Origin of the sequence: Pseudomonas sp. FSL W7-0098 (assembly GCF_005930585.1) — a bacterium.
Taxonomy (GTDB): Bacteria; Pseudomonadota; Gammaproteobacteria; order Pseudomonadales; family Pseudomonadaceae; genus Aquipseudomonas; species Aquipseudomonas bubulae.
The window spans coordinates 58,844-85,163 of record NZ_RXHW01000006.1 but is presented as its reverse complement, the minus strand read 5'-3'; the positions used below and the strand labels follow the sequence as shown (position 1 = coordinate 85,163).

General features: G+C 58.3%; 25 protein-coding genes. 15 read left to right on the top strand and 10 right to left on the bottom strand.

Annotation, left to right across the window (positions count from 1 at the left end; genetic code table 11):
- Nucleotides 1-10: 10 nt before the first annotated feature.
- From FHL07_RS12860 to FHL07_RS12845, 4 genes are read right to left on the bottom strand one after another with little or no spacing between them, the layout of a single operon-like run.
- Nucleotides 11-883, bottom strand: coding sequence for a 3-keto-5-aminohexanoate cleavage protein (locus FHL07_RS12860; protein ID WP_095001395.1), 873 nt, complete (start codon nt 881-883; stop codon nt 11-13).
- A 5-nt stretch (nt 884-888) separates the two neighbouring features.
- Nucleotides 889-1,533, bottom strand: a complete 645-nt coding sequence (gene ribA, locus FHL07_RS12855; RefSeq protein WP_232527636.1) for a GTP cyclohydrolase II RibA — start codon at nt 1,531-1,533, stop codon at nt 889-891.
- A 14-nt stretch (nt 1,534-1,547) separates the two neighbouring features.
- Nucleotides 1,548-2,945 carry an MFS transporter gene (locus tag FHL07_RS12850; protein ID WP_138738571.1) on the bottom strand — a complete coding sequence of 466 codons (1,398 nt, stop codon included), beginning with the start codon at nt 2,943-2,945 and terminating at the stop codon, nt 1,548-1,550.
- Nucleotides 2,942-4,381 carry a gamma-glutamyltransferase gene (locus FHL07_RS12845; RefSeq protein ID WP_238705547.1) on the bottom strand — a complete coding sequence of 480 codons (1,440 nt, stop codon included), beginning with the start codon at nt 4,379-4,381 and terminating at the stop codon, nt 2,942-2,944. Before FHL07_RS12845 ends, FHL07_RS12850 begins: the two co-directional genes overlap by 4 nt.
- 431 nt (nt 4,382-4,812) lie before the next feature.
- On the opposite strand from FHL07_RS12845, the gene prfB reads away from it, so the two are divergent.
- The 7 genes from prfB to FHL07_RS12810 all read left to right on the top strand — a co-directional run bounded on the left by prfB (nt 4,813) and on the right by FHL07_RS12810 (nt 11,614).
- Nucleotides 4,813-5,908 (top strand): peptide chain release factor 2 gene (gene prfB, locus FHL07_RS12840; RefSeq protein WP_130872011.1). Its coding sequence is split into 2 segments (ribosomal slippage): nt 4,813-4,884 and nt 4,886-5,908, totalling 1,095 coding nucleotides; the frame shifts between segments, so codons are not numbered across the junction.
- 112 nt (nt 5,909-6,020) lie between these two features.
- Complete coding sequence (gene lysS, locus FHL07_RS12835; protein ID WP_095001277.1) at nt 6,021-7,523, top strand: lysine--tRNA ligase; 1,503 nt, start codon at nt 6,021-6,023, stop codon at nt 7,521-7,523.
- Nucleotides 7,524-7,693: 170 nt separating this feature from the next.
- On the top strand, nt 7,694-8,398 hold the full coding sequence (locus FHL07_RS12830; protein WP_095001278.1) for a TetR/AcrR family transcriptional regulator: 705 nt from the start codon (nt 7,694-7,696) through the stop codon (nt 8,396-8,398).
- 12 nt (nt 8,399-8,410) lie between these two features.
- Nucleotides 8,411-8,959: a hypothetical protein gene (locus FHL07_RS12825; RefSeq protein ID WP_095001279.1), complete on the top strand. Its 549-nt coding sequence runs from the start codon at nt 8,411-8,413 to the stop codon at nt 8,957-8,959.
- A gap of 25 nt (nt 8,960-8,984) precedes the next feature.
- Complete coding sequence (locus FHL07_RS12820) at nt 8,985-10,262, top strand: flavohemoglobin expression-modulating QEGLA motif protein (RefSeq protein WP_095001280.1); 1,278 nt, start codon at nt 8,985-8,987, stop codon at nt 10,260-10,262.
- Between the two features lie 117 nt (nt 10,263-10,379).
- Nucleotides 10,380-11,291, top strand: a complete 912-nt coding sequence (locus FHL07_RS12815; protein ID WP_138738570.1) for an alpha/beta hydrolase — start codon at nt 10,380-10,382, stop codon at nt 11,289-11,291.
- Nucleotides 11,288-11,614 carry a hypothetical protein gene (locus FHL07_RS12810; protein WP_029611547.1) on the top strand — a complete coding sequence of 109 codons (327 nt, stop codon included), beginning with the start codon at nt 11,288-11,290 and terminating at the stop codon, nt 11,612-11,614. Before FHL07_RS12815 ends, FHL07_RS12810 begins: the two co-directional genes overlap by 4 nt.
- Nucleotides 11,615-11,773: 159 nt before the next feature.
- Here the strand turns inward: FHL07_RS12810 and FHL07_RS12805 are convergent, their stop codons facing one another.
- Both FHL07_RS12805 and FHL07_RS12800 read right to left on the bottom strand, forming a co-directional pair.
- Nucleotides 11,774-12,553, bottom strand: a complete 780-nt coding sequence (locus tag FHL07_RS12805) for an OmpA family protein (protein ID WP_138738569.1) — start codon at nt 12,551-12,553, stop codon at nt 11,774-11,776.
- Between the two features lie 66 nt (nt 12,554-12,619).
- Entirely contained in the window at nt 12,620-13,033 is a 414-nt protein-coding gene (locus tag FHL07_RS12800) for a DUF4398 domain-containing protein (RefSeq protein ID WP_019822131.1), read from the bottom strand.
- A gap of 270 nt (nt 13,034-13,303) precedes the next feature.
- Between FHL07_RS12800 and ppc the strand changes: the two genes are divergently transcribed.
- The 5 genes from ppc to FHL07_RS12775 all read left to right on the top strand — a co-directional run bounded on the left by ppc (nt 13,304) and on the right by FHL07_RS12775 (nt 18,919).
- Nucleotides 13,304-15,934: a phosphoenolpyruvate carboxylase gene (gene ppc / locus FHL07_RS12795; protein ID WP_095001283.1), complete on the top strand. Its 2,631-nt coding sequence runs from the start codon at nt 13,304-13,306 to the stop codon at nt 15,932-15,934.
- A 286-nt stretch (nt 15,935-16,220) separates the two neighbouring features.
- Entirely contained in the window at nt 16,221-16,868 is a 648-nt protein-coding gene (adk, locus tag FHL07_RS12790; protein ID WP_095001284.1) for an adenylate kinase, read from the top strand.
- Nucleotides 16,869-16,963: 95 nt separating this feature from the next.
- A complete protein-coding gene (gene tsaB, locus FHL07_RS12785) occupies nt 16,964-17,647 on the top strand; it encodes a tRNA (adenosine(37)-N6)-threonylcarbamoyltransferase complex dimerization subunit type 1 TsaB (RefSeq protein WP_095018182.1) in 684 nt (227 codons plus the stop codon).
- Between the two features lie 116 nt (nt 17,648-17,763).
- Nucleotides 17,764-18,051, top strand: a complete 288-nt coding sequence (locus FHL07_RS12780) for a hypothetical protein (protein WP_095018181.1) — start codon at nt 17,764-17,766, stop codon at nt 18,049-18,051.
- 4 nt (nt 18,052-18,055) lie between these two features.
- Nucleotides 18,056-18,919: a DUF72 domain-containing protein gene (locus FHL07_RS12775; RefSeq protein WP_138738568.1), complete on the top strand. Its 864-nt coding sequence runs from the start codon at nt 18,056-18,058 to the stop codon at nt 18,917-18,919.
- Here FHL07_RS12775 and FHL07_RS12770 read toward each other — a convergent pair.
- The gene (locus FHL07_RS12770) at nt 18,916-19,536 is read right to left on the bottom strand and encodes an energy transducer TonB (RefSeq protein ID WP_095020562.1); all 621 of its coding nucleotides are present in this window, start codon (nt 19,534-19,536) and stop codon (nt 18,916-18,918) included. The two genes, FHL07_RS12775 and FHL07_RS12770, sit on opposite strands and share 4 nt — an antisense overlap.
- Before the next feature lie 93 nt (nt 19,537-19,629).
- On the opposite strand from FHL07_RS12770, the gene FHL07_RS12765 reads away from it, so the two are divergent.
- Nucleotides 19,630-20,412: a class I SAM-dependent methyltransferase gene (locus FHL07_RS12765; protein WP_095001289.1), complete on the top strand. Its 783-nt coding sequence runs from the start codon at nt 19,630-19,632 to the stop codon at nt 20,410-20,412.
- 119 nt (nt 20,413-20,531) lie between these two features.
- Here the strand turns inward: FHL07_RS12765 and FHL07_RS12760 are convergent, their stop codons facing one another.
- On the bottom strand, nt 20,532-21,173 hold the full coding sequence (locus FHL07_RS12760; RefSeq protein ID WP_095001290.1) for a TetR/AcrR family transcriptional regulator: 642 nt from the start codon (nt 21,171-21,173) through the stop codon (nt 20,532-20,534).
- A gap of 89 nt (nt 21,174-21,262) precedes the next feature.
- Between FHL07_RS12760 and FHL07_RS12755 the strand changes: the two genes are divergently transcribed.
- Nucleotides 21,263-22,363 carry an efflux RND transporter periplasmic adaptor subunit gene (locus FHL07_RS12755; RefSeq protein ID WP_095001291.1) on the top strand — a complete coding sequence of 367 codons (1,101 nt, stop codon included), beginning with the start codon at nt 21,263-21,265 and terminating at the stop codon, nt 22,361-22,363.
- 5 nt (nt 22,364-22,368) lie between these two features.
- The gene (locus FHL07_RS12750; RefSeq protein ID WP_095001292.1) at nt 22,369-25,434 is read left to right on the top strand and encodes an efflux RND transporter permease subunit; all 3,066 of its coding nucleotides are present in this window, start codon (nt 22,369-22,371) and stop codon (nt 25,432-25,434) included.
- A gap of 163 nt (nt 25,435-25,597) precedes the next feature.
- Here the strand turns inward: FHL07_RS12750 and FHL07_RS12745 are convergent, their stop codons facing one another.
- Both FHL07_RS12745 and FHL07_RS23670 read right to left on the bottom strand, forming a co-directional pair.
- Nucleotides 25,598-25,996, bottom strand: coding sequence for a YbaY family lipoprotein (locus FHL07_RS12745; RefSeq protein ID WP_095001293.1), 399 nt, complete (start codon nt 25,994-25,996; stop codon nt 25,598-25,600).
- 124 nt (nt 25,997-26,120) lie between these two features.
- The gene (locus FHL07_RS23670; protein ID WP_178084390.1) at nt 26,121-26,297 is read right to left on the bottom strand and encodes a hypothetical protein; all 177 of its coding nucleotides are present in this window, start codon (nt 26,295-26,297) and stop codon (nt 26,121-26,123) included.
- Nucleotides 26,298-26,320: the final 23 nt, after the last annotated feature.

Below are 26,320 nucleotides of genomic sequence, written 5' to 3'. Positions count from 1 at the left end.
TTTCCTCGTATCAGTCAACGATAGGGGGCAAGCCATAGCGACCTTGTCCAGGTTGCAGTCCTAGTTGTTCCCTGACCTGCCTGGGGGTGGCGGGTGTCAACTCCTGCAGGTTGGCAATGGCGGTGATGCGCTCGAGCAGGCTGCGATTACTCGCCAGGGTGGTGCGTTTATGGTCGAGCCAGATATTGTCTTCAAGGCCGATGCGGATGCCATGACCAGAGGCGAGAGCCAGGGTATTGCTGCGCAGTTGATAGCTGCCCAGCCCGGCGAAAGAACTGACGACATTGCCCGGCAGTGAGCTGGTAATGGCTGCCATGTGCGCAAAACTGGGCTGTGCGCCAAAAATATTGCCCAGCAAAATATTGGCGTAGACAGTGGGCGGCATTAACGATTTTTTGATCAGGCAATGCAGGTAGTTCGACATGCCGCTATCAAATATCTCAACCTCGGGCGAGATGCCTTTTAGCGCCATTTGTTCGGCGAGGTAGTTGATTGTCGCCGGGGCATTAATGCTGGGCTGCGTGGAAAAGTTCATGGACGACAAGGTCAATGAACCCATATCGGGTTTTGCGTCACCGTCCAATGACAGGGGCAGCGCTCTGAGAGTTGGATCGGAAATGTTTCGACCACTGAGTGAGGCGCATAAAATCAGTTGTTTATTATATTTTCTGATGCCTTCGAAGAGAGTGGCAAATGTGTTGAGGTCGCAGGTCGGTTCGCCGGTTTTTTGATCCCTGGCGTGCAGGTGCGCAATGGACGCACCCAGTTCGGCGGCCATCAATACATCGTCGATAATTTCTGAGGTGCTGATGGGTGTGTGGGGGTTCATCTGCTTTGTCGGTAGCATGCCTGTAGGTGAAAAATTCAGAATGTAAGTGCTCATTGCGATCACCATTTTTTGTTTTTCAAGTTGATCGTATGGTGTTTTTTATTGATTTTGCTGCGCAGGTAGTCCTCGTTTTCGACGGTCAGGAAAACCCCGGAGGGCAGGGTGGTATTGATGGTGATATCGCAATTTTCCAGGGCCAGGATTTTTGCCGGGTTGTTGGTAATCAGGTCGATATGATGAATATGCAGGGCCTTGAGCATGGCCCCCGCACTTTCAAACTCTCTCAAGTCATCGGCGTACCCGAGCATCTCGTTGGCAGTGAAGGTATCTATGCCCTGGTTTTGCAGCAGGTAAGCATCGAACTTGGAGTACAGGCCAATACCGCGCCCCTCCTGGCGCAGATAGATCAATACGCCACCCCCTCGCGCGGCTATTTGCGACAGGGCTTCTTTGAGCTGGGCGCCGCAATCGCAACGCTTTGAGCCGAATACATCGCCTGTCAGGCACTCGGAATGAACCCGGGTGAGTACGGGAGTGGTTTGACAGTCACCAATCAATAGCGCGAAGTGTTCTTTATCGACACCTTCAAAGGACACAAATCGGGTGAGTTGAGGAACGCCCTCTATCGGAATTTCAACGGTGGTTTTCAACGTCAATGCTTTCATCTTCAGCTCCTTGCGTAACACCACATGAGTACGGGACATACCCAGGTTTTCCGTTAATCGGACTTGAAGTGCATGGGGTCGATATGGCTCCTGTTTGAGTTGGGCAGGCGCAGTGCGCCCAGCACGGTAAGAAGTGACGCAAGCGTCACGGTGGACATGCCGATCGTGAAGAACGGCAGGTGTTCGGGAATAAAGAAAGCACTCAGAAGTGCAGGTACTGCCTGGCCGATCAGGGCGTTGTGTTGCATCACCGAACTGATCAGGATATTGGCGTGATGCATGCGGTGCTGTTGCACATTGCGCAGTGCGGTGGATGAGTAGCCGAGAAATTGAAATGAGCGTGCGCAACCGTGTAGAAAACACATCAACCACAGTGCCGGTAGTTGGTTGAGCAGTGGCGGGAAAAGAAACAGGCCCAACGTGACGGATGTCGTCAGTGCCGAATAGATGAAATAGCGTTTCAGGCAGCGGCAGCCCGTTAATAGCCGGGCTGCCACGGATTTTGAAACAAGGTTGCCGGCAAAAATAAACAACAGGCAGTGGCCAATCGAAACGGGCGAATAATTCGAGTTTTTCATGAGGTGAATAATCAGCAGCGTTGGAAATGCATAAATGCTGATACGGAACAAACTGCCGGAGAAAATGTTGAACTTGAACGCTGGATCATTGAGCAAGGACAAATCAAACAATTGCGCCTTCGCGTGCTGGTGCAGCCTAGTGCACAGCCGTTTGCTGCCATAGAGCATTGCACCTGCGGCCAGAACGCTGCAGAAGAGCCAGTTATTCGAAGCCGCCATAAACATCATGAACAAGGCCGATGAGGACAGTGCCCATAGTGCGTAGGCATGTTTATCAAGCTGTAAACGCGGGGTTTCAGGGGCAGGCAGTGAGTACAGGGTGATGCGGCAGGCAATAATCAATCCTGCGGCAAAGAGTCCGATAGAGGCAAAAATCAGTCGCCAGTTGCCGATGTTTAACAGCAGGTTGGCCATATAGGGGGCAACCATCGGGGCGACGAGCGCAGGCGCAATCAGCCAGGCCATGGTTTTGGGAATGGCAATCTTCGGGGTGTTGGCCAGGATCAAGGCTCGTCCGGCAGGTACCACCAACGCACTGCCAAAGCCCTGGACAAGGCGGGCGATGCACAGCAGGTAAATATTCTGGCTGATGGCGCAGGCCAGGGAGGCGAGGCAAAAAATCGCCAGGCCGCACAGGAATTGTTGGGCAAGCGCGAAACGGTTGAACAAATGCCCGCTCAGGGGCAGGAACAAGACCAGGGCCAGTAGATAGGTGGCCAGTGACAGTGTCACGCCGCTGATGCTGGCGCCCAGGTCGTTGGCCATGGGGATGATGGCCATCAGCATGATGGTTGCATCCAGTACTTCCAGAAAGAAAGCACTGGCGACAGTCAGTATGGCTGCATGGCCTGAACCGCAAACGTGAGCCTTCATACCGCCAGCGCCACACCGCTGCCACGAGGGTCTGCAGCGGCGAAAACCTGACCGGTCAGGGTGTTGATGCCAGCCAGCTGTACCACCCCGAATTTATCGGATAGCCCGTGAGTACAGGTAAATATCGGGTTCGTTTGTGCGGATTCGCTTAAATAGGTAATGCCGTTTGTCTTCGGGTGCCGGCCCAGATTGGCAAAGCGCGGGCTCGACAGGGCGGTTTGAACCGGGCATTGCTCAGCGATAATTTTGTAGATGACGTACGCCAGTGTCTGGGACTGCACAGGCCCCCCGGATGTACCAATGATAAATTCCAGGTGATCGGTGGTGACGCGCACGCAGTTGGTGGTGTGTTTGGCGGCTGTGTTGCCTTTGAAGGTCGAACCCAGATGGGGGCCATTGAATGAGAATGCCCGGTTGCTCAGGATAATGCCTGTGTCATCGATCTCGAACAGTGACCCCAGGGGGGTAAAGATCGAGTTGGTTATGCCGGTCAGGGTCCCGTCGGCCTCGGCACATGCCATAAAGATGGTGTGGGAGGGTTTGGACAATTGAGGCACAGGTTCGGGGTTGTCGAATTTGAGCTGTTGATAGATCAGGGCGGCCTGTTGGCTCAGGCTGTCATCGCTGTGCGTCTCTGAAGACAGCGGCGATGCCACCCAGCTGTCGATCAGCCCGGCTGCCGTACAGAGCTGTGCCGGTGTGAGCAAGGCCGTGTCTTCGGCACTCCACTGGTAGACTTTCAAGAGCAGGAACAGCTCTTTCCATGGGCTGTTACTGCCATGCGCCGTGACATTGGCGTGCATGAAGGTGGTTTTTTTTACTTCTGAGGGGTTAGGGGTAAAGTCGGAAAAATCTTCAGGTGTATACAAATGCGGGTCGCAGGTCGACAGCGCGTCAAATACCTGCGCCGCCAACTGCCCCCTGTACATGGATGCAAAACCTTCACGCGCCAAAGTGGCCAGGGTTTGACGGTAGAAGGGCGCTGGATCTTGCTGTTGAATAAAGTATTTGTTCCATTGTGAAAATCGTGTCTGCCTGAGTGAGTCTTTAGTGCTGTTATCAAACGCCTGAATCAAACTGCTGGATGCCACCACGCCATGTTTCAAGTCATTGTCGTGCAGGTGTTTAAATACGCCGTTCAAGTCGATGTCATGTAGGCGTGTATAACGATCATAAGCTGAAGGGCAGCCATAGATCATGGTGCTGTAAATCCCTCTGCGAGGAATTGATACAAGGCCTTTATGCAAGTAGTTGTCGTGATGCTGGTGAAACCCTGTTCTGCCCGTTCCGTTGAAGATGGCCAGGTTATGGGGGGTTGATTGCATGATAATTGCGTCGCCTCCCAGACCGCATAAGTGCGGGAGGTTATACGTCAGTGACACGGCTGCACTTAATACGGCATGCGGGGTCGCCCCTGATGTTAGATAGGCCTGCATGGCCATCATCGAGGACTTGAAGTGGGGGGTCGCTATACCGAATGAGTGACCGTTCGCTAAGTTCGACATGGGGCTGCCATTTAATTATTGGTTGTTCGGATATGGCGTGTGGGTATCAGGTAATCAGGTGTTGTAAGTGTGTTGTAGGTATAGCGGTGCAGGTTTTTAAGTGCAATTATTTGGCGTGTAGTACTTTTCTCTCAAATTGGGTAATTATTCCTATGTAGTATTCAAACTTGTCGTACGGCTGAGATGGCCTCGTCTTTCAGATGTAATTCTGTGCCCATAATCGTATGCGACGTATCGCTCATCGAAGAAGGCTTGCGACCTGTTGTCACTGGCCACATAACCCCGCCAGGCGGGCTGCTGATACGCTCGGTTTACGGTATACTCCCCGGCTTTGTAAAAATCGCCTGAGAGTGCCGCCAGCCATGGAAATCAACCCGATCCTTAACAGCATCAAGGACCTGTCAGAGCGCTCCGAAACCATTCGGGGGTATCTTTGACTACGATCAAAAGCATGAGCGTCTGACCGAAGTCAATCGCGAGCTTGAAGATCCGAGTGTCTGGAACAACCCTGCATACGCCCAGGAACTGGGGCGCGAGCGCTCCCTGCTGGCGCAGATCGTTGAAACCCTCGATGAGATGCACACAGGCCTGGCCGATGCCAAAGACCTGCTGTTGATGGCCGCCGAGGAAGAAGACCAGGGCGCCGTCGATGACGTGGCCGCTGAAGTTGAACGCCTGCGCGAAGCCCTTGAAAAACTCGAATTCCGCCGCATGTTCAGTGGTGAGATGGATGCCAACAACGCGTACCTGGACATCCAGGCTGGCTCCGGTGGCACCGAAGCGCAAGACTGGGCCAATATCCTGCTGCGGATGTATTTGCGTTGGGCCGACAAGCGCGGCTTCGATGCCACCATCATGGAACTGTCCGCCGGTGAAGTTGCCGGTATCAAGGGTGCAACCGTTCATATCAAAGGCGAATACGCATTTGGTTGGTTGCGCACCGAGATTGGCGTCCATCGTCTGGTACGCAAAAGCCCGTACGATTCGGGCAACCGTCGTCATACCTCGTTTTCGGCTGTATTCGTTTCGCCGGAAATCGATGACAACATCGAAATCGACATCAACCCCTCTGACCTGCGGATCGATACCTATCGCTCCTCCGGAGCGGGTGGTCAGCACGTAAACACCACTGACTCGGCCGTACGTATCACTCACGTGCCGACCAATACCGTGGTGAGCTGCCAGAACGAACGTTCCCAGCATGCGAACAAAGACACCGCGATGAAAATGCTGCGGGCGCGTCTTTACGAGCAGGAAATCCAGAAGCGCAATGCCGCTTCCCAGGCCCTGGAAGACACCAAGTCGGACATCGGCTGGGGTCATCAGATCCGCTCGTACGTTCTCGACGCCTCGCGGATCAAGGATTTGCGTACCAATATCGAGCGCAGCGACTGCGACAAGGTGCTCGACGGCGATATCGACGAATACCTGATAGCCAGCCTGAAACAAGGGCTGTAAGTCGGCAACAAAACGTGTGCGAAGCCAGTGCGATGCCCAGAGGGCGCGCCAAAGCCCGCTTCCCCCTGCCGCAAGGCGGGGGCAACAGAACTGTGATGGAATTTTTAAAGACATGAGCGACCAACAACTCGACCCGCAAGACCTGCAACAGGAAGAAAATGCCCTGATCGCCCTGCGCAAGGAAAAGCTTGCTGCCGTGCGTGCCAAGGGCAATGCCTTCCCGAATGACTTCCGCCGTGACAGCCTCTGCGCTGACCTGCAGAAGAAGTATGCGCAAGCGTCCAAGGAAGAGCTGGCCGAAGCCGCCATTCCGGTGAAGGTTGCCGGTCGCATCATGCTTAACCGTGGCTCGTTCATGGTGATCCAGGACATGACCGGTCGCATCCAGGTCTACGTCAACCGCAAGACCCTGCCGGAAGAAACCCTGGCCGAAGTAAAAACCTGGGACCTGGGCGACATCATTGCCGCTGAAGGCACCCTGGCCCGCTCCGGCAAAGGTGACCTGTACGTTGAAATGACCAGCGTGCGCCTGCTGACCAAATCCCTGCGTCCGCTGCCGGACAAGCACCACGGCCTGACCGACACCGAGCAGCGCTATCGCCAGCGTTACGTTGACTTGATCGTTAACGAAGACGTGCGTCACACCTTCCGTGTACGTTCGCAAGTGATTGCCCACATTCGCAGCTTCCTGATGGCACGCGACTTCCTGGAAGTCGAAACGCCGATGCTGCAAACCATCCCGGGTGGCGCTGCGGCCAAGCCGTTTGAAACCCACCACAATGCCCTGGACATGGACATGTACCTGCGCATCGCGCCGGAACTGTTCCTCAAGCGTCTGGTGGTGGGTGGTTTCGAGAAAGTGTTCGAGATCAACCGCAACTTCCGTAACGAAGGCGTGTCGACCCGTCACAACCCTGAATTCACCATGTTGGAGTTCTACCAGGCTTACGCCGACTACGAAGACAACATGGACCTGACCGAAGAGCTGTTCCGTGAACTGGCGCAGCTGGTTCTGGGCACTACAGACGTACCGTACGGTGACAAGGTGTTCCACTTTGGCGAACCGTTTGTGCGACTGTCGGTATTCGACTCGATCCTCAAGTACAACCCCGAGCTGACCGCTGACGACCTCAACGACATCGACAAGGCTCGCGCCATCGCCAAGAAAGCCGGCGCCAAGGTGCTGGGCTTCGAAGGTCTGGGCAAGCTGCAAGTGATGATTTTTGAAGAGTTGGTCGAGCACAAGCTGGAGCAACCGCACTTCATTACCCAGTACCCGTTCGAAGTGTCGCCGCTGGCCCGTCGCAACGACGAGAACCCGAACGTTACTGACCGTTTTGAGCTGTTCATCGGTGGCCGTGAAATCGCCAACGCCTACTCCGAGCTTAATGACGCAGAAGACCAGGCAGAGCGCTTCATGGCACAGGTAGCCGACAAGGACGCCGGTGACGACGAAGCCATGCACTACGATGCCGACTTCGTCCGCGCCCTGGAATACGGCATGCCGCCGACTGCCGGTGAAGGTATCGGTATCGACCGTCTGGTGATGTTGTTGACCAACTCACCGTCGATTCGCGACGTGATCCTGTTCCCGCATATGCGCCCGCAAGCGTAACGATGCAGAATAAGAAGCCGCCGTTAAAGGCGGCTTTTTATTGCCTGGCATGCAGCCAGCAGAATAATCAGGAGAGTTTGTGGGAGCGAGCCTGCTCGCGAAGGTGGCTTTCGCGAGCAGGCTCGCTCCCACAGTTTCGGTAACGCCGCTCAATTCAGAAGGAATCTGTGATGCCTCCTCAAGGCGCAGCAAATGTTGCGGTGGCGCTTGCCCAAAGTGTCGAATACCAGGGTCGCAAGGCCAGCCGGCATGGCAGCGAGCAGCGCCGCCAGTTGATTCTCGATGCTGCCATGCGCATCGTCATACGCGACGGCGTGCGGGGCGTGCGCCATCGGGCGGTGGCCGCCGAAGCGGGGGTGCCGTTGTCGGCAACCACGTATTACTTCAAGGATATCGATGACCTGATCAACGACACCTTCGCCCAGTATGTGGAGCGCAGTGCGGCCTTTATGGCCAAGCTGTGGCAGGGCACCGAAGGCAAGTTGCGGGAAATGATGGCCCAGGGCGATGGCAGCCACCGGGCGCGGGGGCTGCTGGCCGATGATATTGCACGGATGACCGCCGATTACCTTCAGCGCCAACTGCTCACCCGCCGCGACCAGTTGATGGCCGAGCAAGCTTTTCATCAGGCCGCATTGATCAACCCGCGGCTGGCGGTGCTGGTACGTGCCCATCAGCAGATTTTCCTGCAGGGTGCCGGGCAGATCTTCGAAGTGCTAGGCTCCACACAACCTCAGCAGGATGCCAAAGTCTTGACGGCGATTATCGGTCGGATGGAATATCAGGCCCTACTTGATGGCGCGCAGCCCGAGGCGGATGACGACCGTCTGGCTATTCTTACGCGTTACATGCACTTGGTGTTGGCCGCTCTATAGAAGGATGCAGGCATGAAAGTTTGGCGCGTGATGCTTATGGCATTGTCGTTTTTGATGTTGAACGGCTGTCTGGTGACCTTCAGCCAGGCCCCGATCGAGGCGCAGCCGGCACCCAAACAGCTGCTGGGCAAATGGATCAGCAAGGATGCCTGGGGCCAGGCACGCAATCTCGATATCAGTGCCATCGACAAAACACGCTACCAGGCCGTCGTTTACCCCAAGGGCGAACCCAAGGCCCGTGAGCGCTATGTCTTTATCGTCGCCCGCCACGGCAGCCGCTGGTATGCCTCGGCCGCGATACCGGCCAAACTGGGCGGCAACCATACCCTCAGCGGATTTGAGCTGACCGATAACGGCGAACTGGTGATCTACGATCTTGACCTGGATCAGATCAAGCAGGCCATTGGCCAGTCCGCATTGAACGGTGAGCCTGTGGAAACCGCTGAAGGGACGGGTACCCTGATCAAAAGCCCGTCGGCTGAAGTCTTTGCCTATCTGGATGACCCGGCCAATTCCGACGTATTTGTCGAAGCGGCCCGCTATAAACGTGTGGCCAAATAACGCTGTTAACTGAAGGAAGCTGCCGGTGGACGACTACCAGCGCACGATACGCACCTTGTCTGACCGCATCGTGCTGGCACAGACACCGATCCGCGTGCTGGATGCGGTGAAGTGGGATGACAGCATCCGCCAGGGCTTTTTAAAGGCCAAAGGCAAGGCCATGCCTGCAGTTGATCGCGACTATTACCTGGGCCGGCCACTGGCTTTTGATTCGGCGGCGGTGAAGTCCGAGTTCCAGAACATCGAGCGGGATATCACCCGCCAGTTGGGGCAATTCAACCCGGTCGGGCAGATCATGCGGCGCATGTGCAAGGAATACCGCATGGTGGTGCGCATGCTCGAAGCCCGTGGCACCGAGGATTTCGGGCTTATTTCCCAGGAGCTGTATGGCGCAGCTTCCGATGCGTTTCATGCTGGCGATCCGACCCTGGCTGACCTGGGCCTGATGATGTCCGATTACCTGGACAACATCGACGGGCGCGGGGCGCTCAAGGACGAAGCCAAGATCCTGACCGCCAAGGATGCCGTGAATCTGCTGCAAAGCCGCCTGAACAAGGTGTTTGGCGAGGCTGAAGAAACCATCCGCGTGTTCGAGTCCGACGGTATCGTGGCAGATGCGGCGGCGGGTGCCGACTACATCAAGATCCGTACCGATGCGATGTTCAACGAACGCGACGTGCGCGCCCTCGAAGTCCACGAAGGGCTGGTGCATGTGGGCACCACGCTCAATGGCCTGAACCAGCCGATCTGCACCTTCCTGTCCAAGGGGCCGCCTTCTTCCACCGTGACCCAGGAAGGTCTGGCAATCCTGATGGAGATCATCACCTTTGCCTCCTACCCCAGTCGCCTGCGCAAACTGACCAACCGAACCCGCGCCATCCATATGGTGGAGGAGGGCGCAGATTTCATGCAGGTGTACGAGTTTTTCCGCGAGCAAGGCTTCGAGATGCCAGAAAGTTATGGCAACGCGAGTCGGGTTTTCCGTGGGTCGGTGCCAAATGGACTGCCATTCACCAAAGACTTGTCCTACCTCAAGGGCTTCATCATGGTTTACAACTACATTCAGCTGGCCGTACGCAAAGGCAAGCTGGAACAAGTGCCGCTGCTGTTCTGTGGCAAGACCACCCTGGAGGACATGCGAACCCTGCGTCAGTTGGTAGATGAAGGCCTGGTGGTAGCGCCCAAGTATCTGCCGGACCAGTTCCGCGACATGAACGCGCTCTCGGCCTGGATGTGCTTCAGCAACTTCCTCAACCATTTGAGCCTTGACCGTATCGAAGCGGATTACTCCAACATTTTGTGAACCCTGTGGGAGCGGGCTTGCTCGCGATACAGGCGCTGCGGTGTTTCAGTTGAACCGCGTCGATGCCATCGCGAGCAAGCCCGCTCCCACACTCACTCGTTCAGGCGAATCGTTCTGATGAAAACCCTGGCTGCACTCTGCCTGCTGTTGACCCTCAGCGGATGCAGTTCCCTGTTGTTCTACCCTGAGCCCGGCCAGCCGGTTACCCCGAAGGCCGCTGGCCTGGATTATAGCGATGTCACCCTGACTGCCGCCGATGGCACGCGCCTGCACGGTTGGTGGCTACCGGCCAAGAAAGGCGTGCCGCTCAAGGGCACGGTGCTGCATCTGCACGGCAATGGCGGCAACCTGGCTTACCATCTCGGCGCCACTGCCTGGTTGCCGGAGCAGGGTTATCAAGTGCTGATGCTCGACTATCGCGGTTACGGCCTGTCCCAAGGAGAGCCCGGGCTGCCGGCGGTGTATCAGGACATCGATGCCGCTTTTGACTGGTTGCAGCATGAGCCGCAAGCCCGGGGCCTGCCGCTGATTGTGCTGGGGCAAAGCCTGGGCGGCGCCATGGGCATCCACTACCTGAGCGAGCACCCGCAGCAGCGCGCGCGAGTCAAGGCGGTGGTGCTCGATGGCGTGCCGGCCAGTTACCGCGAAGTGGGGCAGTTTGCCCTGAGTACGTCCTGGCTGACCTGGCCGCTGCAGGTGCCGCTGTCCTGGCTGGTACCGGATGCCGACAGTGCTCTTTACGCGATACCGAACATGGGCGACACGCCGATGCTGATCTTCCACAGCCTCGATGATCCCATCGTGCCGCTTTCCAATGGCCTGCGCCTGTACCAGGCTGCGCCACCGCCCAAGGTGCTGCAACTGACCCGTGGCGGCCATGTACAGACGTTTGCCGACCCGACCTGGCGTCAGGTAATGCTGCGTTACCTGGATGACCCGCAACATTTCAATGGCGTGCGGCGCCTGGGCGAAATTGCCAATTACCCCGCGTCACCGAACACCGAACTTGAATCCGAGAGCCAACAATGAGTGAAGAACGCAACGCCATCCCCCTGATCATCACCGGTATCTGCAGCATCATCGGCACCGTGGGCGCCCTGTGGTACTACGGTTACCTGCATTTTGCCAAGCCCGAGGACGCCTTGCTGCTCAGCGACTTCACCATGCTCAAGACTATCCCGGGGGAGGACTATAAGGTTTCGCTCACGCCGGCCAACCAGGTGGCGCAGTGCATCGACGGCATCATCGTCTTGTTCGATACCGAGCAAAAAGGCCTGACCGGTGTGCTGGTCAACAACAAGAAACAGGCCGTACGTTGCCTGGGCCAGGAAACGCCGAAGCTGGAGCAGTAACGTTCTGTTGTGGGAGCGGGCTTGCTCGCGATTGAATCGCCTCGGTATGCCTGACGAACCGCGCTGTCTGCATCGCGAGCAAGCCCGCTCCCACAGTTGTAGATATATTTGCGCAAAAAAAAGCCCCGCCTGATTACTCAGGCGGGGCTTTTTCATGTCTTACTTCATGGTTGAACGCGGAGCAACCGGCTGGTTGTCGTTGGAGATGGTCACTTCAACGCGGCGGTTCTGGGCGCGGCCAGAATCGGTGCTGTTGCTGGCCACCGGGTATTCTTTGCCATAGCCCTGCGCCACGATGCGGGTAGGGTCTACGCCTTTGCGCACCAGTGCATTACGCACCGACTGGGCACGGCGCTCGGACAGGGTCTGGTTGAAAGCCGCCGAACCGACACTGTCGGTGTAACCCTCGACAATCACCTTGCGGTCCGGGTTCTGCAGCAGGTATTCGGCCAGGGTGTTGATATTGCGCATGCCGTTGGGTTGCAGCTCGGATTTGCCGAACTGGAACAGCACATCACCAAAGGTCACCAGTGTGCCGCGTTCGGTTTGCTTGGCGTTCATGCCTTTGAGTTGCTGGATCTGCGCATCACGGGCATCGAGCAAGGCCTGGTTGCGCGCCGCACCGGCGTTTTTCAGATTGTTTTCAGCGGTTCGCAACGCGATGGTCTGCTTGGCCACTTCCACACGCTGGTTGGTCAGGTAAGCCAGCTGGTCAACCTTGGACTCGTCTTCCTTGTTCAGGTAAGCCTTTTCAGCCTTGTCCAGCCATTCGCTGGCGTCCTTGGTTTCGAGCGCTGCAACCTTGGTCGCTTCAGGGTTGGTTTGCAGGGCCGAGAAGTTGGTCTTGGCGTTTTCCAGGTTGACGTTGGGCTGGTGCGAGCACGCCGCCAGGCCAACGCTCAGGGCCAACAGGGCAGGGATCATTACTGTATTGCGCATGATATGTCGTCCTTTCTATCGATTAGGAATGCTGTGTCGTCAGATGCAGTCAAAAAAGGGCAGCGTTTACTGAACGCTGCGCATGCCTTCCTGACGCAATTGCTGAACGGCATTCTGAGCATCCTGAACAGCCTTCTCTGCTTTAGCTGCCTGGGCCTTGCGCTCTGCTACGCGAGCATCCCACTCAGCCTGTTCGGACAGGCGGCGGGCCTCGTCATATTTTTTGTCATGCATGGCCAGCTCGGCCTGCTTGAGCTTGTCCTGGGCTGACTTCATTTCCACCGGTGCATATTCAGTGGCACCTGCGCTCACGGCGTTGTTCACCGCCGATTGCGTCACGGCGTACTGCTCTGAAGGTGGATTGCCAGCACAACCGGCCAGAACGAAGCTGGTGCCGATTGCCAGCGCAGCCAGTTTTAGCCCGCGCAGGCGAGGTGAGGTGGTTTTGACAGTGCGGGTCATCATGGTCTTCAACTCCATTGGGAAGCTCCTTAAAAAAGCAAATTCCATCACGACTGGCGACGTCACCCGGAGTGTTGGAACACGAGTTCCAGCGGTGATGGTTAATGGCTGTGACCGAAGCGTTTTTTGAATAGTTCAAAAAAAGATGGCATTTGGCCTAAAAGATTTTCTGACCGATTGGTCAGCGCATTTTTTTAAATCTGTGCTTCCCATGGCTTGCCTCCAACTGCCTTTGCAACGCACTCTTGGGGCACGAGCTGTCCCCGGATCCTGCTGGAGAAACTGCTGATGACCGATATTGATGCACGCTTGCGCGATGATGTTCACCTGCTGGGTGAGCTGTTGGGTAATACGATTCGTGACCAATACGGCGAAGCTTTTCTCGCCAAGATCGAGCGCATTCGCCAGGGGGCCAAAGCCGACCGGCGCGGCACCACCGGCGAGGAGTTAAGCGCCATTCTGGACGCCCTGGGCGATGACGAAGTGCTGCCCGTTGCGCGAGCCTTCAACCAGTTTTTGAACCTGGCCAATATTGCCGAGCAGTACGAACTGATCCACCGCCGTGAAGAAGGCCAGCCCCAGCCGTTTGAGGCGCTGGTGTTGCCGCAACTGCTTGCGCGCCTGCTCGCCGAAGGCCATGACCCCGAGTCGCTGGCGCGCCAGGTCAGCCGTCTTGAAATTGAACTGGTACTCACCGCACACCCCACTGAAGTGACTCGCCGCACCCTGATCCAGAAGTACGATGCCATAGCCGAGCAACTGGCGGCCCAGGACCATCGTGACCTGACCCTCGCGGAAAAATCCGAGATTCATCAGCGCTTGCAGCGGTTGATCGCCGAGGCCTGGCACACCGAAGAAATCCGTCGCACCCGACCTACCCCTGTGGATGAGGCCAAGTGGGGTTTTGCGGTGATCGAGCATTCGTTATGGCACGCCGTGCCGCATATGCTGCGTAAGGCTGACAAGGCCCTGCATGCCGCGACCGGCCTGCATTTGCCGCTTGAGGCCGCACCGGTCCGCTTTGCTTCCTGGATGGGCGGCGACCGTGATGGCAATCCCAATGTCACGGCCAGCGTTACCCGTGAAGTACTGCTGCTGGCGCGCTGGATGGCGGCGGACCTGTACCTGCGCGATATCGACAAACTGGCGGCCGATCTGTCGATGCAACAGGCCTCGGCGCAACTGCTGGCCGCCGCAGGCGACAGCGCCGAGCCGTATCGCGCCGTACTCAAACAATTGCGTGAACGCCTGCGGGCCACCCGCAATTGGGCGCATACAGCCTTGCACAGCACCCAGGCCGCGCCGCCTGAAGTGCTGCAGGACAATCGCGAACTGCTGGCGCCGTTGCAGCTGTGTTATCAGTCCCTGCATGCCTGTGGCATGGGCGTAATTGCCGATGGCCCGCTGCTCGATTTCCTGCGTCGGGCTGTAACCTTCGGCCTGTTCCTGGTGCGCCTCGATGTGCGCCAGGATGCTGCACGCCATGCCTCGGCCATGACTGAAATCACCGATTACCTGGGCCTGGGCCGCTATGAGGACTGGGACGAAGATGCGCGTCTTAGCTTTCTGATGCGCGAATTGAACAACCGTCGGCCGCTGTTGCCCGGTTATTTCAAGCCGGGGGCCGACACCGCCGAAGTGCTGGCGACCTGCCGCGAAGTCGCTGCCGCACCGGGCGCCTCGCTGGGCTCCTACGTGATCTCGATGGCCGGTGCTGCCTCGGATGTACTGGCGGTGCAACTGTTGCTCAAGGAGGCTGGGCTGGAGCGGCCGATGCGGGTTGTACCGCTGTTCGAAACCCTCGCCGACCTCGACAATGCGGGGCCGGTGATCGAGCGCCTGCTGCTGTTGCCGGGTTATCGCGCGCACCTGCAGGGCCCGCAGGAAGTGATGATCGGCTATTCCGATTCGGCCAAGGATGCGGGCACCACCGCGGCCGCCTGGGCGCAGTACCGGGCGCAGGAAGCCCTGGTCAATATCTGCCGTGAGCAAGGCGTCGAGCTGCTGTTGTTTCATGGTCGCGGCGGTACCGTGGGGCGCGGCGGTGGCCCGGCTCACGCGGCCATCCTGTCGCAGCCGCCGGGCTCGGTGGCGGGGCGTTTCCGCACCACTGAACAGGGCGAAATGATTCGCTTCAAATTCGGCCTGCCGGACATTGCCGAGCAAAATCTCAACCTGTACCTGGCCGCCGTGCTGGAGGCCACTTTGCTGCCACCGCCCCTGCCGGAGCCGGGCTGGCGGGTACTGATGGATGAGCTGGCGGCAGACGGGGTCGCTGCCTACCGTGGCGTAGTGCGGGATAATCCGCAGTTCGTCGAGTACTTTCGCCAGTCCACTCCGGAGCAGGAGCTGGGCCGCTTGCCTCTGGGCAGTCGGCCGGCCAAGCGCCGGGCAGGGGGCATTGAAAGCCTGCGGGCCATCCCCTGGATTTTTGGCTGGACCCAGACCCGCCTGATGTTGCCCGCCTGGCTGGGTTGGGAAACTGCATTGCGTCGTGCACTGGAGCGCGGTGAAGGTGATCAACTGGCACAAATGCGTGAGCAGTGGCCCTTCTTTCGCACCCGTATCGACATGCTGGAAATGGTCCTGGCCAAGGCCGATGCCGATATCGCCCGGCTTTACGACGAGCGCCTGGTGAGCCCGGAACTGCTGCCATTGGGTGCGCACTTACGCGACTTATTGTCGCAGGCGTGCGCAGTGGTGCTGGGCTTGACCGGGCAGGCGCAGTTGATGGCACATAGCCCGGAGACGCTCGAGTTCATCCGTTTGCGCAACACTTACCTTGATCCTCTTCATCTATTGCAGGCCGAGCTGCTGGCACGCTCGCGTCGCCAGCAAGCGGCGCAGGACAGCCCTCTGGAACAAGCGTTGCTGGTGACTGTGGCCGGGATCGCGGCCGGCTTGCGCAACACCGGCTAAGGCAAAACAGCGGCAAATGTCGCGCCAGAGCGGGCGGGGACACGGCAGACTGGATGCCGATCGCTGCGCGGGCGCGACACTTTATTGTGGGGTTGCGACCTGTGACACCCGGCCGCACAGGCCCGTTTGGCTGTAATTTTTCCTACTTTGGGCGGCTTGTGTGGGCCGGGCCTGCTGTGTATCTTGATCAGCCCTTGGCCGTTTTGATGGCCATAACCCGATTTTGAGACTGGCCCAAAGAGGCGAGTTTGTTGTCATTTAAATAAAAAATTTGAGGAGCACATCGATGCGCGTAATTCTGCTGGGAGCTCCCGGGGCCGGTAAAGGTACTCAGGCAAAGTTCATCACTGAAAAATTTGGCATCCCGCAAATCTCCACCGGCGACATGTTGCGTGCAGCCGTAAAAGCCGGCACCGAGCTGGGCCTGATCGCCAAAGGCGTGATGGACAGCGGCGGCCTGGTTTCCGACGACCTGATCATCAATCTGGTCAAAGAGCGCATTGCTCAGCCGGATTGCGTAAACGGTTTCCTGTTCGACGGTTTCCCGCGCACCATTCCGCAAGCTGAAGCGCTGGTTAAAGCCGGTGTCGAGCTGGACCACGTGCTGGAAATCGCCGTTGAAGACGAAGAGATCGTCCAGCGTATTGCTGGCCGTCGTGTACACGAAGCCTCGGGCCGTGTGTACCACACCGTCTACAACCCGCCAAAGGTTGAAGGCAAGGACGATGTGACCGGCGAAGATCTGGTACAGCGCAAGGACGACACCGAAGAAACCGTTCGTCACCGCCTGTCTGTTTACCATTCGCAAACCAAGCCGCTGGTGGACTTCTACCAGAAGCTGGCCGCTGCTCAGGGCAAGCCCAAGTACAGCCACGTTGAAGGCGTTGGCTCGGTAGAATCGATCACGGCCAAGGTGCTTGAAGCACTGAGCTGATAAGTCGATTTTGCGTCATGACAACAGCCCGCTTGCGGGCTGTTGTTGTTTATACTGCTGCACTTTTTTCAATTCTGATTCTGACGGGAACACCGATGACCACCTTGCTGGCCCTGGATACCGCGACTGAAGCTTGCTCAGTTGCCTTGTTGCACGATGGCAAGGTTACTAGCCACTACGAGGTGATCCCGCGCCTGCATGCGCAAAAGCTGTTACCGATGATCAAGGCGCTGCTGGCCGCGGCCGGTGTCGAGCTGTCGGCGGTTGAGGCCATTGCCTTCGGTCGCGGGCCTGGTGCCTTTACCGGTGTGCGTATTGCCATTGGCGTGGTTCAGGGCCTGGCCTTTGCACTGGAGCGCCCGGTGTTGCCGATCTCCAACCTGGCGGTCCTGGCCCAGCGTGCTCACCGTGAGCACGGCGCAACCCAGGTGGTGTCGGCGATCGATGCGCGCATGGATGAGGTGTATTGGGGCTGCTACCGCGAAGAAGCGGGTGAGATGCGCCTGCAAGGCGCTGAAGCGGTATTGGCGCCTGAGGCTGCGGCCTTGCCCGATGGTGCTACAGGCGACTGGTATGGCGCGGGCACTGGCTGGGGCTATGCCGAGCGCTTGAACGTCAAGCCGTATGCAATGGACGCAGGCATGTTGCCCCACGCCGAAGACCTGCTGACCCTGGCCCGCTTTGCCTGGGCCCGCGGCGAAGCCATCCGTGCCGATGACGCCCAGCCTGTGTACCTGCGCGACAAGGTAGCGGCTACAAAAGCCGAACGTGGCGTTTGATCCGCTTTTGTAGCAGCTGCAGAGCGGAGCGAGGCTGCTGCTACAAAATGGCCGGCCCATTTGCTTAGTCTGCCCTGCGCCGCTAAATTGTATCTATCGTTACAGAGCATGCAGCCATGCGCATTGACAGCTTTTCTCCCCGGTCATACCCCATTAAGCGCAAGCCGCGTAATGGTCAGGCGGTGGTTGATGAGTCGGTTGAAGACACTGAGGCTGCGCCCGAAAACACCCCCCGCACATCCTCCGGCGCCGAGCGCATCAGCCAGTTGCCGGTGCGCTCGCAAGACATGATCTTCCAGCGCGCCATGAGCAAAAGCGCGGCCAGTGCCCTTGCCAGCTACCTGACCACCGCAGGCTTCGTCGACTGGGAACAGGAAGTGCTGGGCCTGGATCTTTACATCTGAGTACATGACTGACCTTCCTTACTACCTCGGTTGTCCGTCCTGGAGTGAAAACGCCTGGCGCGAAGGGCTGTATCCGCAAAACGCCCGCCCGGCGGATTTTCTGAGCCTGTATGCGCAGGTGTTCAATGCGGTCGAGGGCAACACCACGTTTTACGCCAGGCCTGCACCGACCACGGTGGTCCGATGGGCACAAAGCCTGCCTGAACACTTTCGGCTGACGGCCAAGTTCCCTCGGGATATCAGTCACGGCGGTGATTTGCGCGAGCAATTGCATGCAGCCGAAGACTTCCTGCAGCTGTTGCAGCCCTTGGGAGCGCGTGTAGCGCCATTTTGGCTACAACTCCCGGCAAGCTTCGGGCCACAGCGCCTGGCGGAGCTGGTGAGCTTTGTGGACGCCTTGCAGAGGCCGTTGGCCGTTGAGGTGCGGCATCCGGAGTTCTTCGCCAAGGGCGATGCCGAGCGCCTGCTCAATCGTCTGCTGATGGATCGAGGGGTTGAGCGTATCTGCCTTGATTCGCGGGCACTGTTCAGTTGTGATTCGGGCGACCCTGCCGTGCTTCACGCACAATCGAAAAAGCCCAGGGTGCCCCCACGTCCGGCGGCTTTCACGCAATGTCCGCAGGTGCGTTTTATTGGCGGTCCGGAGCTTGAGGCCAACGATCCTTACCTGGTGCCCTGGGTTGAAAAAGTCGCGGGCTGGATCGAGGAAGGGCGCACGCCCTATGTTTTTTTGCACACGCCGGACAATCACCGTGCTCCGGAACTGGCACGGCGTTTTCATCTTCAACTGAGTGAAAGGTTACCTGGGTTGCCGGCATTGCCCGAGCTGCATCCCCCCCAGAGTCGCGAACAACTAGGCCTGCTTTAAGCCGCCAGGCGCAAGTTGTTGACCACCAGCGGGCGTGCCCAGCCCAGATCGAAATCCATGGCCCGTTGTTGCTCGATCAGGGTCATGGCATCGAAGGGCTCGGCAGGCGGCGGCAGCAAGTCAGACTCAAACTCGGCAATGGGCAGATGCAACGCGCGAGGTTCAGGCGCAGGGCCCGGTTCAGGCAGCGGATGGCCCTGAGCCATGACTACTGGGCGCACCCACGTAGTGTTGAAATCCTGCTGGTGTTGTTGCTCGACAATGACCTCAGGCGGGTAGGGCACGGCGGGCGGTGGCAGCAGGTCCAGTTCAAATTCGGCAATGGGCAAAAACAGGGCTTCAGGCGGGCGCAGTTCAGTGTCCTGAACGTCGCAGTGGCGCTGGGTCACGATAGTGCCCAAAACCTCACTGCCGCCACGGGGCTCGGCATTTTCATTTTTGGCTGTCGGCGCTGTATCAACCGTCGCATAGTCTTCAGTACCGGACTGCTCGGCCAATGCCTGGGCGTAGAAGTCCTTCCACAGGTGGTTGACGCTTCCTGTGATCTGGGAATTGTGTCGGCCAAAGTCACCAATGGGCGCAATAAAGCCGATAGATGCGGATTGAATGTCTGACATAACTCTCGGTTGGCGCTCAGCTCTGGCAAAATGCCGGATATTTCATTTATCGGCAGTCTTTGCCGATCATTAAATTTTTGAGCGTGTTTTTAGATGATTGAGCAAACAGCGGGCTGTCGTATCAAAGTCGAGGCACTGGACGAGGCTTATCAGGCCCTGGCCGAGCAATGGGCCGAGCGTCTGGGTTTGTCGTTGGACGAACCGGACGCCGAGTTCGCCTTGCAATTGAGCGCCCAGGGTTTGCAGCTGCAGCAGTTGGGCGCAGATGCGCCGGGCCCGGTGCGGGTCGACTTTGTCGAAGGTGGCGCGGCCCATCGACGTTTGTTTGGCGGCGGCACGGGGCAGATGATCGCCAAGGCCGTGGGGATTCAGCAGGGTGTGCGCCCGCGGGTGCTGGATGCCACGGCGGGCCTGGGCAAGGATGCATTTGTGCTGGCGAGCCTGGGCTGTGAAATGAGCCTGATCGAGCGCCAGCCGCTGATCGGTGCCTTGCTCGAAGACGGGCTGGCCCGTGGTCTGGATGACTTTGAGGTGGCGCCGATCGTGTCGCGTATGCACTTGCTCAAGGGCAATTCGATCGAAGTGATGCGCAATTGGCAAGGCGAACCGCCGCAGGTGATTTACCTGGACCCGATGTTCCCCCATCGCGAAAAAACCGCCCTGGTGAAAAAGGAAATGCGCTTGTTCCGGCCATTGGTGGGTGATGACAACGATGCCCCGGCGTTGCTGGAAGCTGCGCTGGCGTTGGCCAGCCACCGGGTGGTGGTCAAGCGCCCGCGCAAGGCACCGTGCATTGCCGGGCCCAAGCCGAGCCATGCGCTGGATGGTAAGTCGAGCCGTTACGATATTTATCCGAAAAAAGCGTTGAAACCTTAAAAGCCCCTCTCCCGGAGGGAGAGGGGCCTAAAAGGTAAAAGCAAATCTGCGTAACACCACAGATCAGCCCCCTCTCCCTCCGGGAGAGGGTTGGGGTGAGGGTAAAAGGCGCCGCGGTCTCACGACAATGGCTGATACGCCCGCATAAATATCCCCACCACTTCCTGCACATGGGCCTCGCTTTCCTCAGGCCCCGGCGGTTCACCGCCAGCAAACAGCAGGCGAAAGTTCGGCGCGCCCTTGAGCATGCAGAAGAAGTGCTCCGCCGCATAATGGGGGTTGTCGATCTGCAGCGCGCCGCTTTGATCCATCTTGCGCAGTAGCCCCTCCATCTCGTGCACCACGCGCTCCGGCCCGGCCTCCAGAAAGATCTGCGAGAGCTTAGGGTCCTGGCTGCCCAGGGCAACCATCAGGCGATGCAGGTTCAGCGACTCTTCACTGTTGATCAGCACCTGAAAACCACGGGCAATGTTCAGCAATACATCCTTGATCGGCTTGCCTGCAGGCAATTCAAAGAACAGTACCGGCAACTGTTCGGTGCATTTGGACATGATGGCCGAGGAAAACAGGGTCTCCTTGTCGGTGAAGTGACTGTAGACCGTCAGTTTTGACACGCCTGCCAGACCCGCAACCGCATCCATGCTGGTGTTGGCATAGCCCTTGGTCAAAAACAGGGTTTTGGCGGCGTCGAGGATCGACTGGCGTTTTGCCAGGTCCTTGGGGCGCCCGAGGGCATTGGGGGGTAAAGGATTGTCAGACATATCCGTTTATTACTGGACTGGTGAGTTTAGTATTAATAACATGCTGCCAGTATAAATATTCCAAGCCCCATTAGCGAAAGGTCATCACCATGTTGCGCCATGCCTTGCCCCGCGCTGTGCCTGTGTGTCTGCTGTTTTTATTGTCTGGGTGTGGGCAGCAGGAGCCCGCAAAAATCAGCATCAGCCCGGCGATGGTGGTGCAACCGCAGCCTTCGGCACTGGCCAGCCAGAGTTACCCCGGCGAAGTGCGGGCACGCTTTGACCCGCAGTTGGCGTTTCGCATTGGCGGCAAAGTTACCAAGCGTCTGGTGGACGAGGGGGAGCGGGTCAAGGCTAATCAGCCGCTGGCCGAGCTGGACCCGCAGGACGTGCGCCTGCAACTGGACGCCACTCGCGCCCAGGTCGCCGCCGGGCAGGCCAACCTGAACCTGGTGCGTGCCGAGCGCGACCGCTACAAGACCCTGCTGGACCGGCAGATGGTCAGCCGTTCGCAGTTCGACAACGCCGAAAACCTCTACCGCTCAGGCGAAGCCAGGCTGCAACAGCTCAAGGCCGAGCAGGACGTGGCCAGCAATCAGGCGAGTTATGCGGTGTTGCGTGCGCCGCAAGACGGTGTGATTGCCCAGCGTCAGGTCGAAGTGGGGCAGGTGGTCAATGCCGGGCAAACGGTGTTTACCCTGGCTGCCGACGGCGAGCGTGAGGTATTGATCAGCTTGCCGGAACAGGATTTTGGCCGTTTCAAGATAGGCATGCCGGTAGCGGTCGAGTTGTGGTCGCAGCCAGGCCAGCGCTTCAGCGGTCGCATCCGCGAACTGTCGCCTTCAGCTGATCCTAAATCGCGCACCTTTGCTGCCCGTATCGCTTTCACCGCTGGCAAAGTGCCTGCCGAACTGGGACAAAGTGCCCGGGTGTTTATTCAGAGTGAAGGTGTCAGCTCGCTGTCGGTGCCGTTGTCGGCCCTGACTGCGGAAAATGGTGCGTCCTATGTGTGGCGGGTGGGCCAGGGCAACAAGCTGGAGCAGGTGCCCGTGCGTGTGGGGCCGTTTGGCGAAAGCAGCGTGCCGGTGCTCGAAGGCCTTACGGCCGATGACTGGATTGTTGCCGCCGGTGTGCATGTGTTGCATCCCGGCCAGGAGGTGCGGCCGATTGATCGCTCCAACCGGGCAATCAATATTGCGGCCAAGGAGTGATCCCCATGGGTTTCAACCTGTCCGCATGGGCATTGCGTAATCGCCAGATCGTCCTGTTTCTGATGCTGTTGCTGGCAATCGTTGGCGGTCTTTCTTACACCAAATTAGGGCAAAGCGAAGACCCGCCGTTTACCTTCAAGGCGATGGTGATCCGCACCCTTTGGCCGGGCGCCACGGCTGAAGAAGTCTCGCGTCAGGTCACCGAGCGAATCGAGAAGAAACTGATGGAAACCGGCGAGTACGAGCGCATTGTCTCGTTCTCGCGCCCGGGTGAATCGCAAGTGACCTTTATGGCCCGCGATTCGATGCATTCCGACCAGATCCCCGAGCTGTGGTATCAGGTACGCAAAAAGATCAGTGATATCCGCTACACCTTGCCACCGGATGTTCAGGGGCCGTTCTTCAACGATGAATTTGGCACGACCTTTGGCAATATCTACAGCCTGAGCGGCGAAGGTTACGACTACGCGGTACTCAAGGACTACGCTGACCGTATCCAGATCCAGCTACAGCGGGTCAAGGATGTGGGCAAGGTCGAGTTGCTGGGCCTGCAGGACGAAAAAATCTGGATCGAACTGTCCAACCTCAAGCTCGCGACCCTGGGTTTGCCGCTGGCTGCCGTGCAAAAAGCCCTTGAAGAGCAAAACGCAGTATCGACGGCGGGCTTCTTCGAAACCCCGACCGAGCGCGTGCAATTGCGTGTGAGCGGTAACTTCAAGACGGTCGAAGAGATCGAGCGCTTCCCCATTCGCGTAGGCGAGCGCACCTTGCGCATCAGCGACGTGGCGGATGTGCGTCGCGGTTTTAATGATCCTCCGGCACCGCGCATGCGCTTTATGGGCCAGGACGCGATTGGCCTGGCCGTGGCGATGAAGGACGGTGGCGATATTCTGGTGCTGGGCAAGGCACTGGACACCGAGTTTGAGCGGATCCAGAAAAACCTTCCGGCGGGGATGCAACTGGGCAAAGTGTCAGACCAGCCTGCGGCGGTGAAAACCAGCGTTGGTGAGTTTGTGCAGGTGCTGGTCGAAGCACTGGTCATCGTTTTGCTGGTGAGTTTTTTCTCCCTGGGTGTGCGTACCGGCATGGTGGTGGCGCTGACCATTCCGCTGGTGCTGGCCATGACTTTTGCCGCCATGCATTACTTTGGCATCGGCCTGCACAAGATCTCGCTGGGCGCGTTGGTGCTGGCGCTGGGCCTGCTGGTCGACGACGCGATCATCGCCGTGGAAATGATGGCGATCAAAATGGAGCAGGGCTACGACCGGCTCAAGGCCGCCAGCTTTGCCTGGACCAGCACCGCGTTCCCGATGCTCACCGGTACGCTGATAACGGCTGCGGGCTTTTTGCCGATTGCCATGGCGCAGTCGAGCACCGGCGAATACACCCGCTCGATTTTCCAGGTGGTGACCATTGCCCTGCTGGCGTCGTGGGTGGCTGCGGTGGTGTTTGTGCCGTATTTGGGCGCGCTGTTGTTACCGGACCTGGCGAAGATTCATGCGGCCAAACACGGCACAGGGGCTGGCGTGCCTGACCCCTATGCAACGCCATTTTACCAGCGCGTACGTCGGTTGGTGGAGTGGTGTGTGACCCGGCGCAAAACCGTGATTGCCCTGACCGCGTTGGTGTTTATAGGCTCGGTGGTGCTGTTCAAGTTTGTTCCGCAGCAGTTCTTCCCGGCGTCCAGCCGACTGGAGCTGATGGTCGATATGAAGCTGGCCGAGGGTGCTTCGTTGAGCAACACCACCGACCAGGTCAAGCAGCTCGAGGCACTGCTCAAGGATCACCCGGGCATCGAGAACTATGTGGCTTACGCAGGCACCGGTTCGCCCCGCTATTACCTGCCACTGGATCAGCAACTGCCCGCGGCGAGCTTTGCCCAGTTTGTGGTGTTGGCCAAGACCATCGAGGACCGGGAAAGCCTGCGCACCTGGTTGATCGACACGCTCAATGAACAGTTCCCGACGATACGCTCGCGGGTGACGCGTCTGGAAAACGGCCCGCCTGTGGGCTATCCGGTGCAGTTTCGGGTGACCGGCGAGCATATCGAAGAGGTACGGGCGCTGGCGCGCAAGGTCGCAGCCCAGGTGCGGGGCAACCCCCATGTGGTTAACGTGCACCTGGACTGGGAAGAGCCGAGCAAGGTGGTCAACCTCAATATCGATCAGGACCGGGCGCGTGCCCTGGGGGTGAGTACGGCCAACCTGTCACGCTTCTTGCAAAGTACCTTGCTGGGCTCGACGGTCAGCCAGTACCGCGAAGATAACGAGTTGATCGAAATTCTGCTGCGCGGCACAGCCCAGGAACGTACCGAACTGGCGCTGCTGCCGAGCCTGGCGGTACCGACCGATAATGGCCAGAGCGTTGCCCTGTCGCAGATTGCGACCCTGGAGTACGGCTTTGAAGAAGGCATTATCTGGCACCGCAATCGTCTGCCGACCGTGACGGTGCGGGCGGATATTTACGGCAAGGAGCAACCGGCGACCCTGGTGCAGCAAATTCTGCCGACCCTGGAAGGTGTGCGTGCCGAGCTGCCAGATGGCTATCTGCTGGAAGTGGGTGGCACGGTGGAAGACTCCACCCGCGGCCAGGACTCGGTGAAGGCCGGTGTACCTCTGTTTATCGTGGTAGTGCTGACGTTGCTGATGGTGCAGTTGCGCAGTTTCTCGCGCATGGTGATGGTATTCCTGACGGCGCCTTTGGGTTTGATCGGGGTGACATTGTTCCTGTTGTTGTTTGGCAAACCGTTCGGTTTTGTGGCGATGCTGGGCACCATTGCGTTGTCGGGGATGATCATGCGCAACTCGGTGATCCTGGTGGATCAGATCGAGCAGGACAAGGCGGCGGGGCTGGACCCGTGGCGGGCGGTGATTGAAGCGACGGTGCGGCGGTTCCGGCCGATTGTGCTGACCGCGCTGGCGGCGGTACTGGCGATGATTCCACTGTCACGCAGCGTGTTCTTCGGGCCGATGGCGGTGGCCATTATGGGCGGGTTGATCGTGGCGACTGTGCTGACGTTGCTGTTCTTGCCTGCGTTGTATGCGGCTTGGTTCAAGGTGAAGAAGGTCTAGGAGCCAAAGCCCCTCACCCTAACCCTCTCCCGGAGGGAGAGGGGACCGACCGCGTTGATGCGGGATTCAACTCAATGCTTTCAGACTGCCGAGATTCTTGAAAATCCCCTAATCGGCTCCCTCTCCCTCCGGGAGAGGGTTGGGGTGAGGGCGAGCCTGCGGATTAGCGAATCTGATCCACGCGCACACGGATCGGCTGCTGGGTCTTGGCCGTCAGGTCGACACTGTTGCGCTCGGTGTTGATAAACAGCAACTGGCCGTTCTCTTCAATCCGCGCGCTGATTGCGTAGGTGTGGCCGGGTTTGATTTGCGCCGGGTCATAGGTCAGGTGGAAAGGCAGTGGCACCTGGCCTTTTACCGGGCCGCTCTGTTTGGCCAGTGTTACTGCTGGCGCGTCGGCCAGAGACACATCCTGCAGGCTCACTTCCAGTGTAGCGGTAGGTGGCAGGGCGATACGTTGCAGGTAGAACACTTCACCGTCGAGGGACGCTTGCGGGGTCGAGGTCATGGAACTACAGGCTCCCAGCAGGGCGGTCAGGCTCAGTAAAAGTAACTTTTTCATAGGGCAGACTCCGTTTCTTTTCCTGTGTAAGACATTTCACACTGGAGAATGGAAGGGATTCTAGCAATGAACTTGCCTTTGAAGCGGCAAACCTGTGCCTGACAACCGCTGCTGTTTCAGTGGGTTATTCAGTCAGAGGTTCATCCTGGGATTCGTCAGGGGTGTTGTTGTGGCTGGCGGGTTGGATGCCGTTGCCACCGTGGACGCTGCCATCGGGATTCTGAACATGCCAGGGCGTGCCAGCATTACCCCTGGTTTCAGGAGAGGGGTGTTCGGAGGGGGTTTTGTTGTCTTGGGTCATTTCCAGACTTCCTTATCGTTGGT

Bases quoted from the DNA above. Each gene is read 5' to 3' on its own strand.
- FHL07_RS12760 (WP_095001290.1), bottom strand. From the start codon at position 21,173: ATGTCTGACAATCCTTTACCCCCCAATGCCCTCGGGCGCCCCAAGGAC.
- FHL07_RS12765 (WP_095001289.1), top strand. From the start codon at position 19,630: ATGATTGAGCAAACAGCGGGCTGTCGTATCAAAGTCGAGGCACTGGAC.
- FHL07_RS12845 (WP_238705547.1), bottom strand. From the start codon at position 4,381: ATGCAGGCCTATCTAACATCAGGGGCGACCCCGCATGCCGTATTAAGT.
- FHL07_RS12850 (WP_138738571.1), bottom strand. From the start codon at position 2,945: ATGAAGGCTCACGTTTGCGGTTCAGGCCATGCAGCCATACTGACTGTC.
- FHL07_RS12775 (WP_138738568.1), top strand. From the start codon at position 18,056: ATGACTGACCTTCCTTACTACCTCGGTTGTCCGTCCTGGAGTGAAAAC.
- tsaB (WP_095018182.1), top strand. From the start codon at position 16,964: ATGACCACCTTGCTGGCCCTGGATACCGCGACTGAAGCTTGCTCAGTT.
- FHL07_RS12825 (WP_095001279.1), top strand. From the start codon at position 8,411: ATGAAAGTTTGGCGCGTGATGCTTATGGCATTGTCGTTTTTGATGTTG.
- FHL07_RS12815 (WP_138738570.1), top strand. From the start codon at position 10,380: ATGAAAACCCTGGCTGCACTCTGCCTGCTGTTGACCCTCAGCGGATGC.
- FHL07_RS12810 (WP_029611547.1), top strand. From the start codon at position 11,288: ATGAGTGAAGAACGCAACGCCATCCCCCTGATCATCACCGGTATCTGC.
- FHL07_RS12800 (WP_019822131.1), bottom strand. From the start codon at position 13,033: ATGGAGTTGAAGACCATGATGACCCGCACTGTCAAAACCACCTCACCT.
- ribA (WP_232527636.1), bottom strand. From the start codon at position 1,533: ATGTCCCGTACTCATGTGGTGTTACGCAAGGAGCTGAAGATGAAAGCA.
- lysS (WP_095001277.1), top strand. From the start codon at position 6,021: ATGAGCGACCAACAACTCGACCCGCAAGACCTGCAACAGGAAGAAAAT.
- FHL07_RS12830 (WP_095001278.1), top strand. From the start codon at position 7,694: ATGCCTCCTCAAGGCGCAGCAAATGTTGCGGTGGCGCTTGCCCAAAGT.
- FHL07_RS12860 (WP_095001395.1), bottom strand. From the start codon at position 883: ATGAGCACTTACATTCTGAATTTTTCACCTACAGGCATGCTACCGACA.
- FHL07_RS12770 (WP_095020562.1), bottom strand. From the start codon at position 19,536: ATGTCAGACATTCAATCCGCATCTATCGGCTTTATTGCGCCCATTGGT.
- FHL07_RS12780 (WP_095018181.1), top strand. From the start codon at position 17,764: ATGCGCATTGACAGCTTTTCTCCCCGGTCATACCCCATTAAGCGCAAG.
- ppc (WP_095001283.1), top strand. From the start codon at position 13,304: ATGACCGATATTGATGCACGCTTGCGCGATGATGTTCACCTGCTGGGT.
- FHL07_RS12745 (WP_095001293.1), bottom strand. From the start codon at position 25,996: ATGAAAAAGTTACTTTTACTGAGCCTGACCGCCCTGCTGGGAGCCTGT.
- adk (WP_095001284.1), top strand. From the start codon at position 16,221: ATGCGCGTAATTCTGCTGGGAGCTCCCGGGGCCGGTAAAGGTACTCAG.
- FHL07_RS12805 (WP_138738569.1), bottom strand. From the start codon at position 12,553: ATGCGCAATACAGTAATGATCCCTGCCCTGTTGGCCCTGAGCGTTGGC.
- FHL07_RS12750 (WP_095001292.1), top strand. From the start codon at position 22,369: ATGGGTTTCAACCTGTCCGCATGGGCATTGCGTAATCGCCAGATCGTC.
- FHL07_RS23670 (WP_178084390.1), bottom strand. From the start codon at position 26,297: ATGACCCAAGACAACAAAACCCCCTCCGAACACCCCTCTCCTGAAACC.
- FHL07_RS12755 (WP_095001291.1), top strand. From the start codon at position 21,263: ATGTTGCGCCATGCCTTGCCCCGCGCTGTGCCTGTGTGTCTGCTGTTT.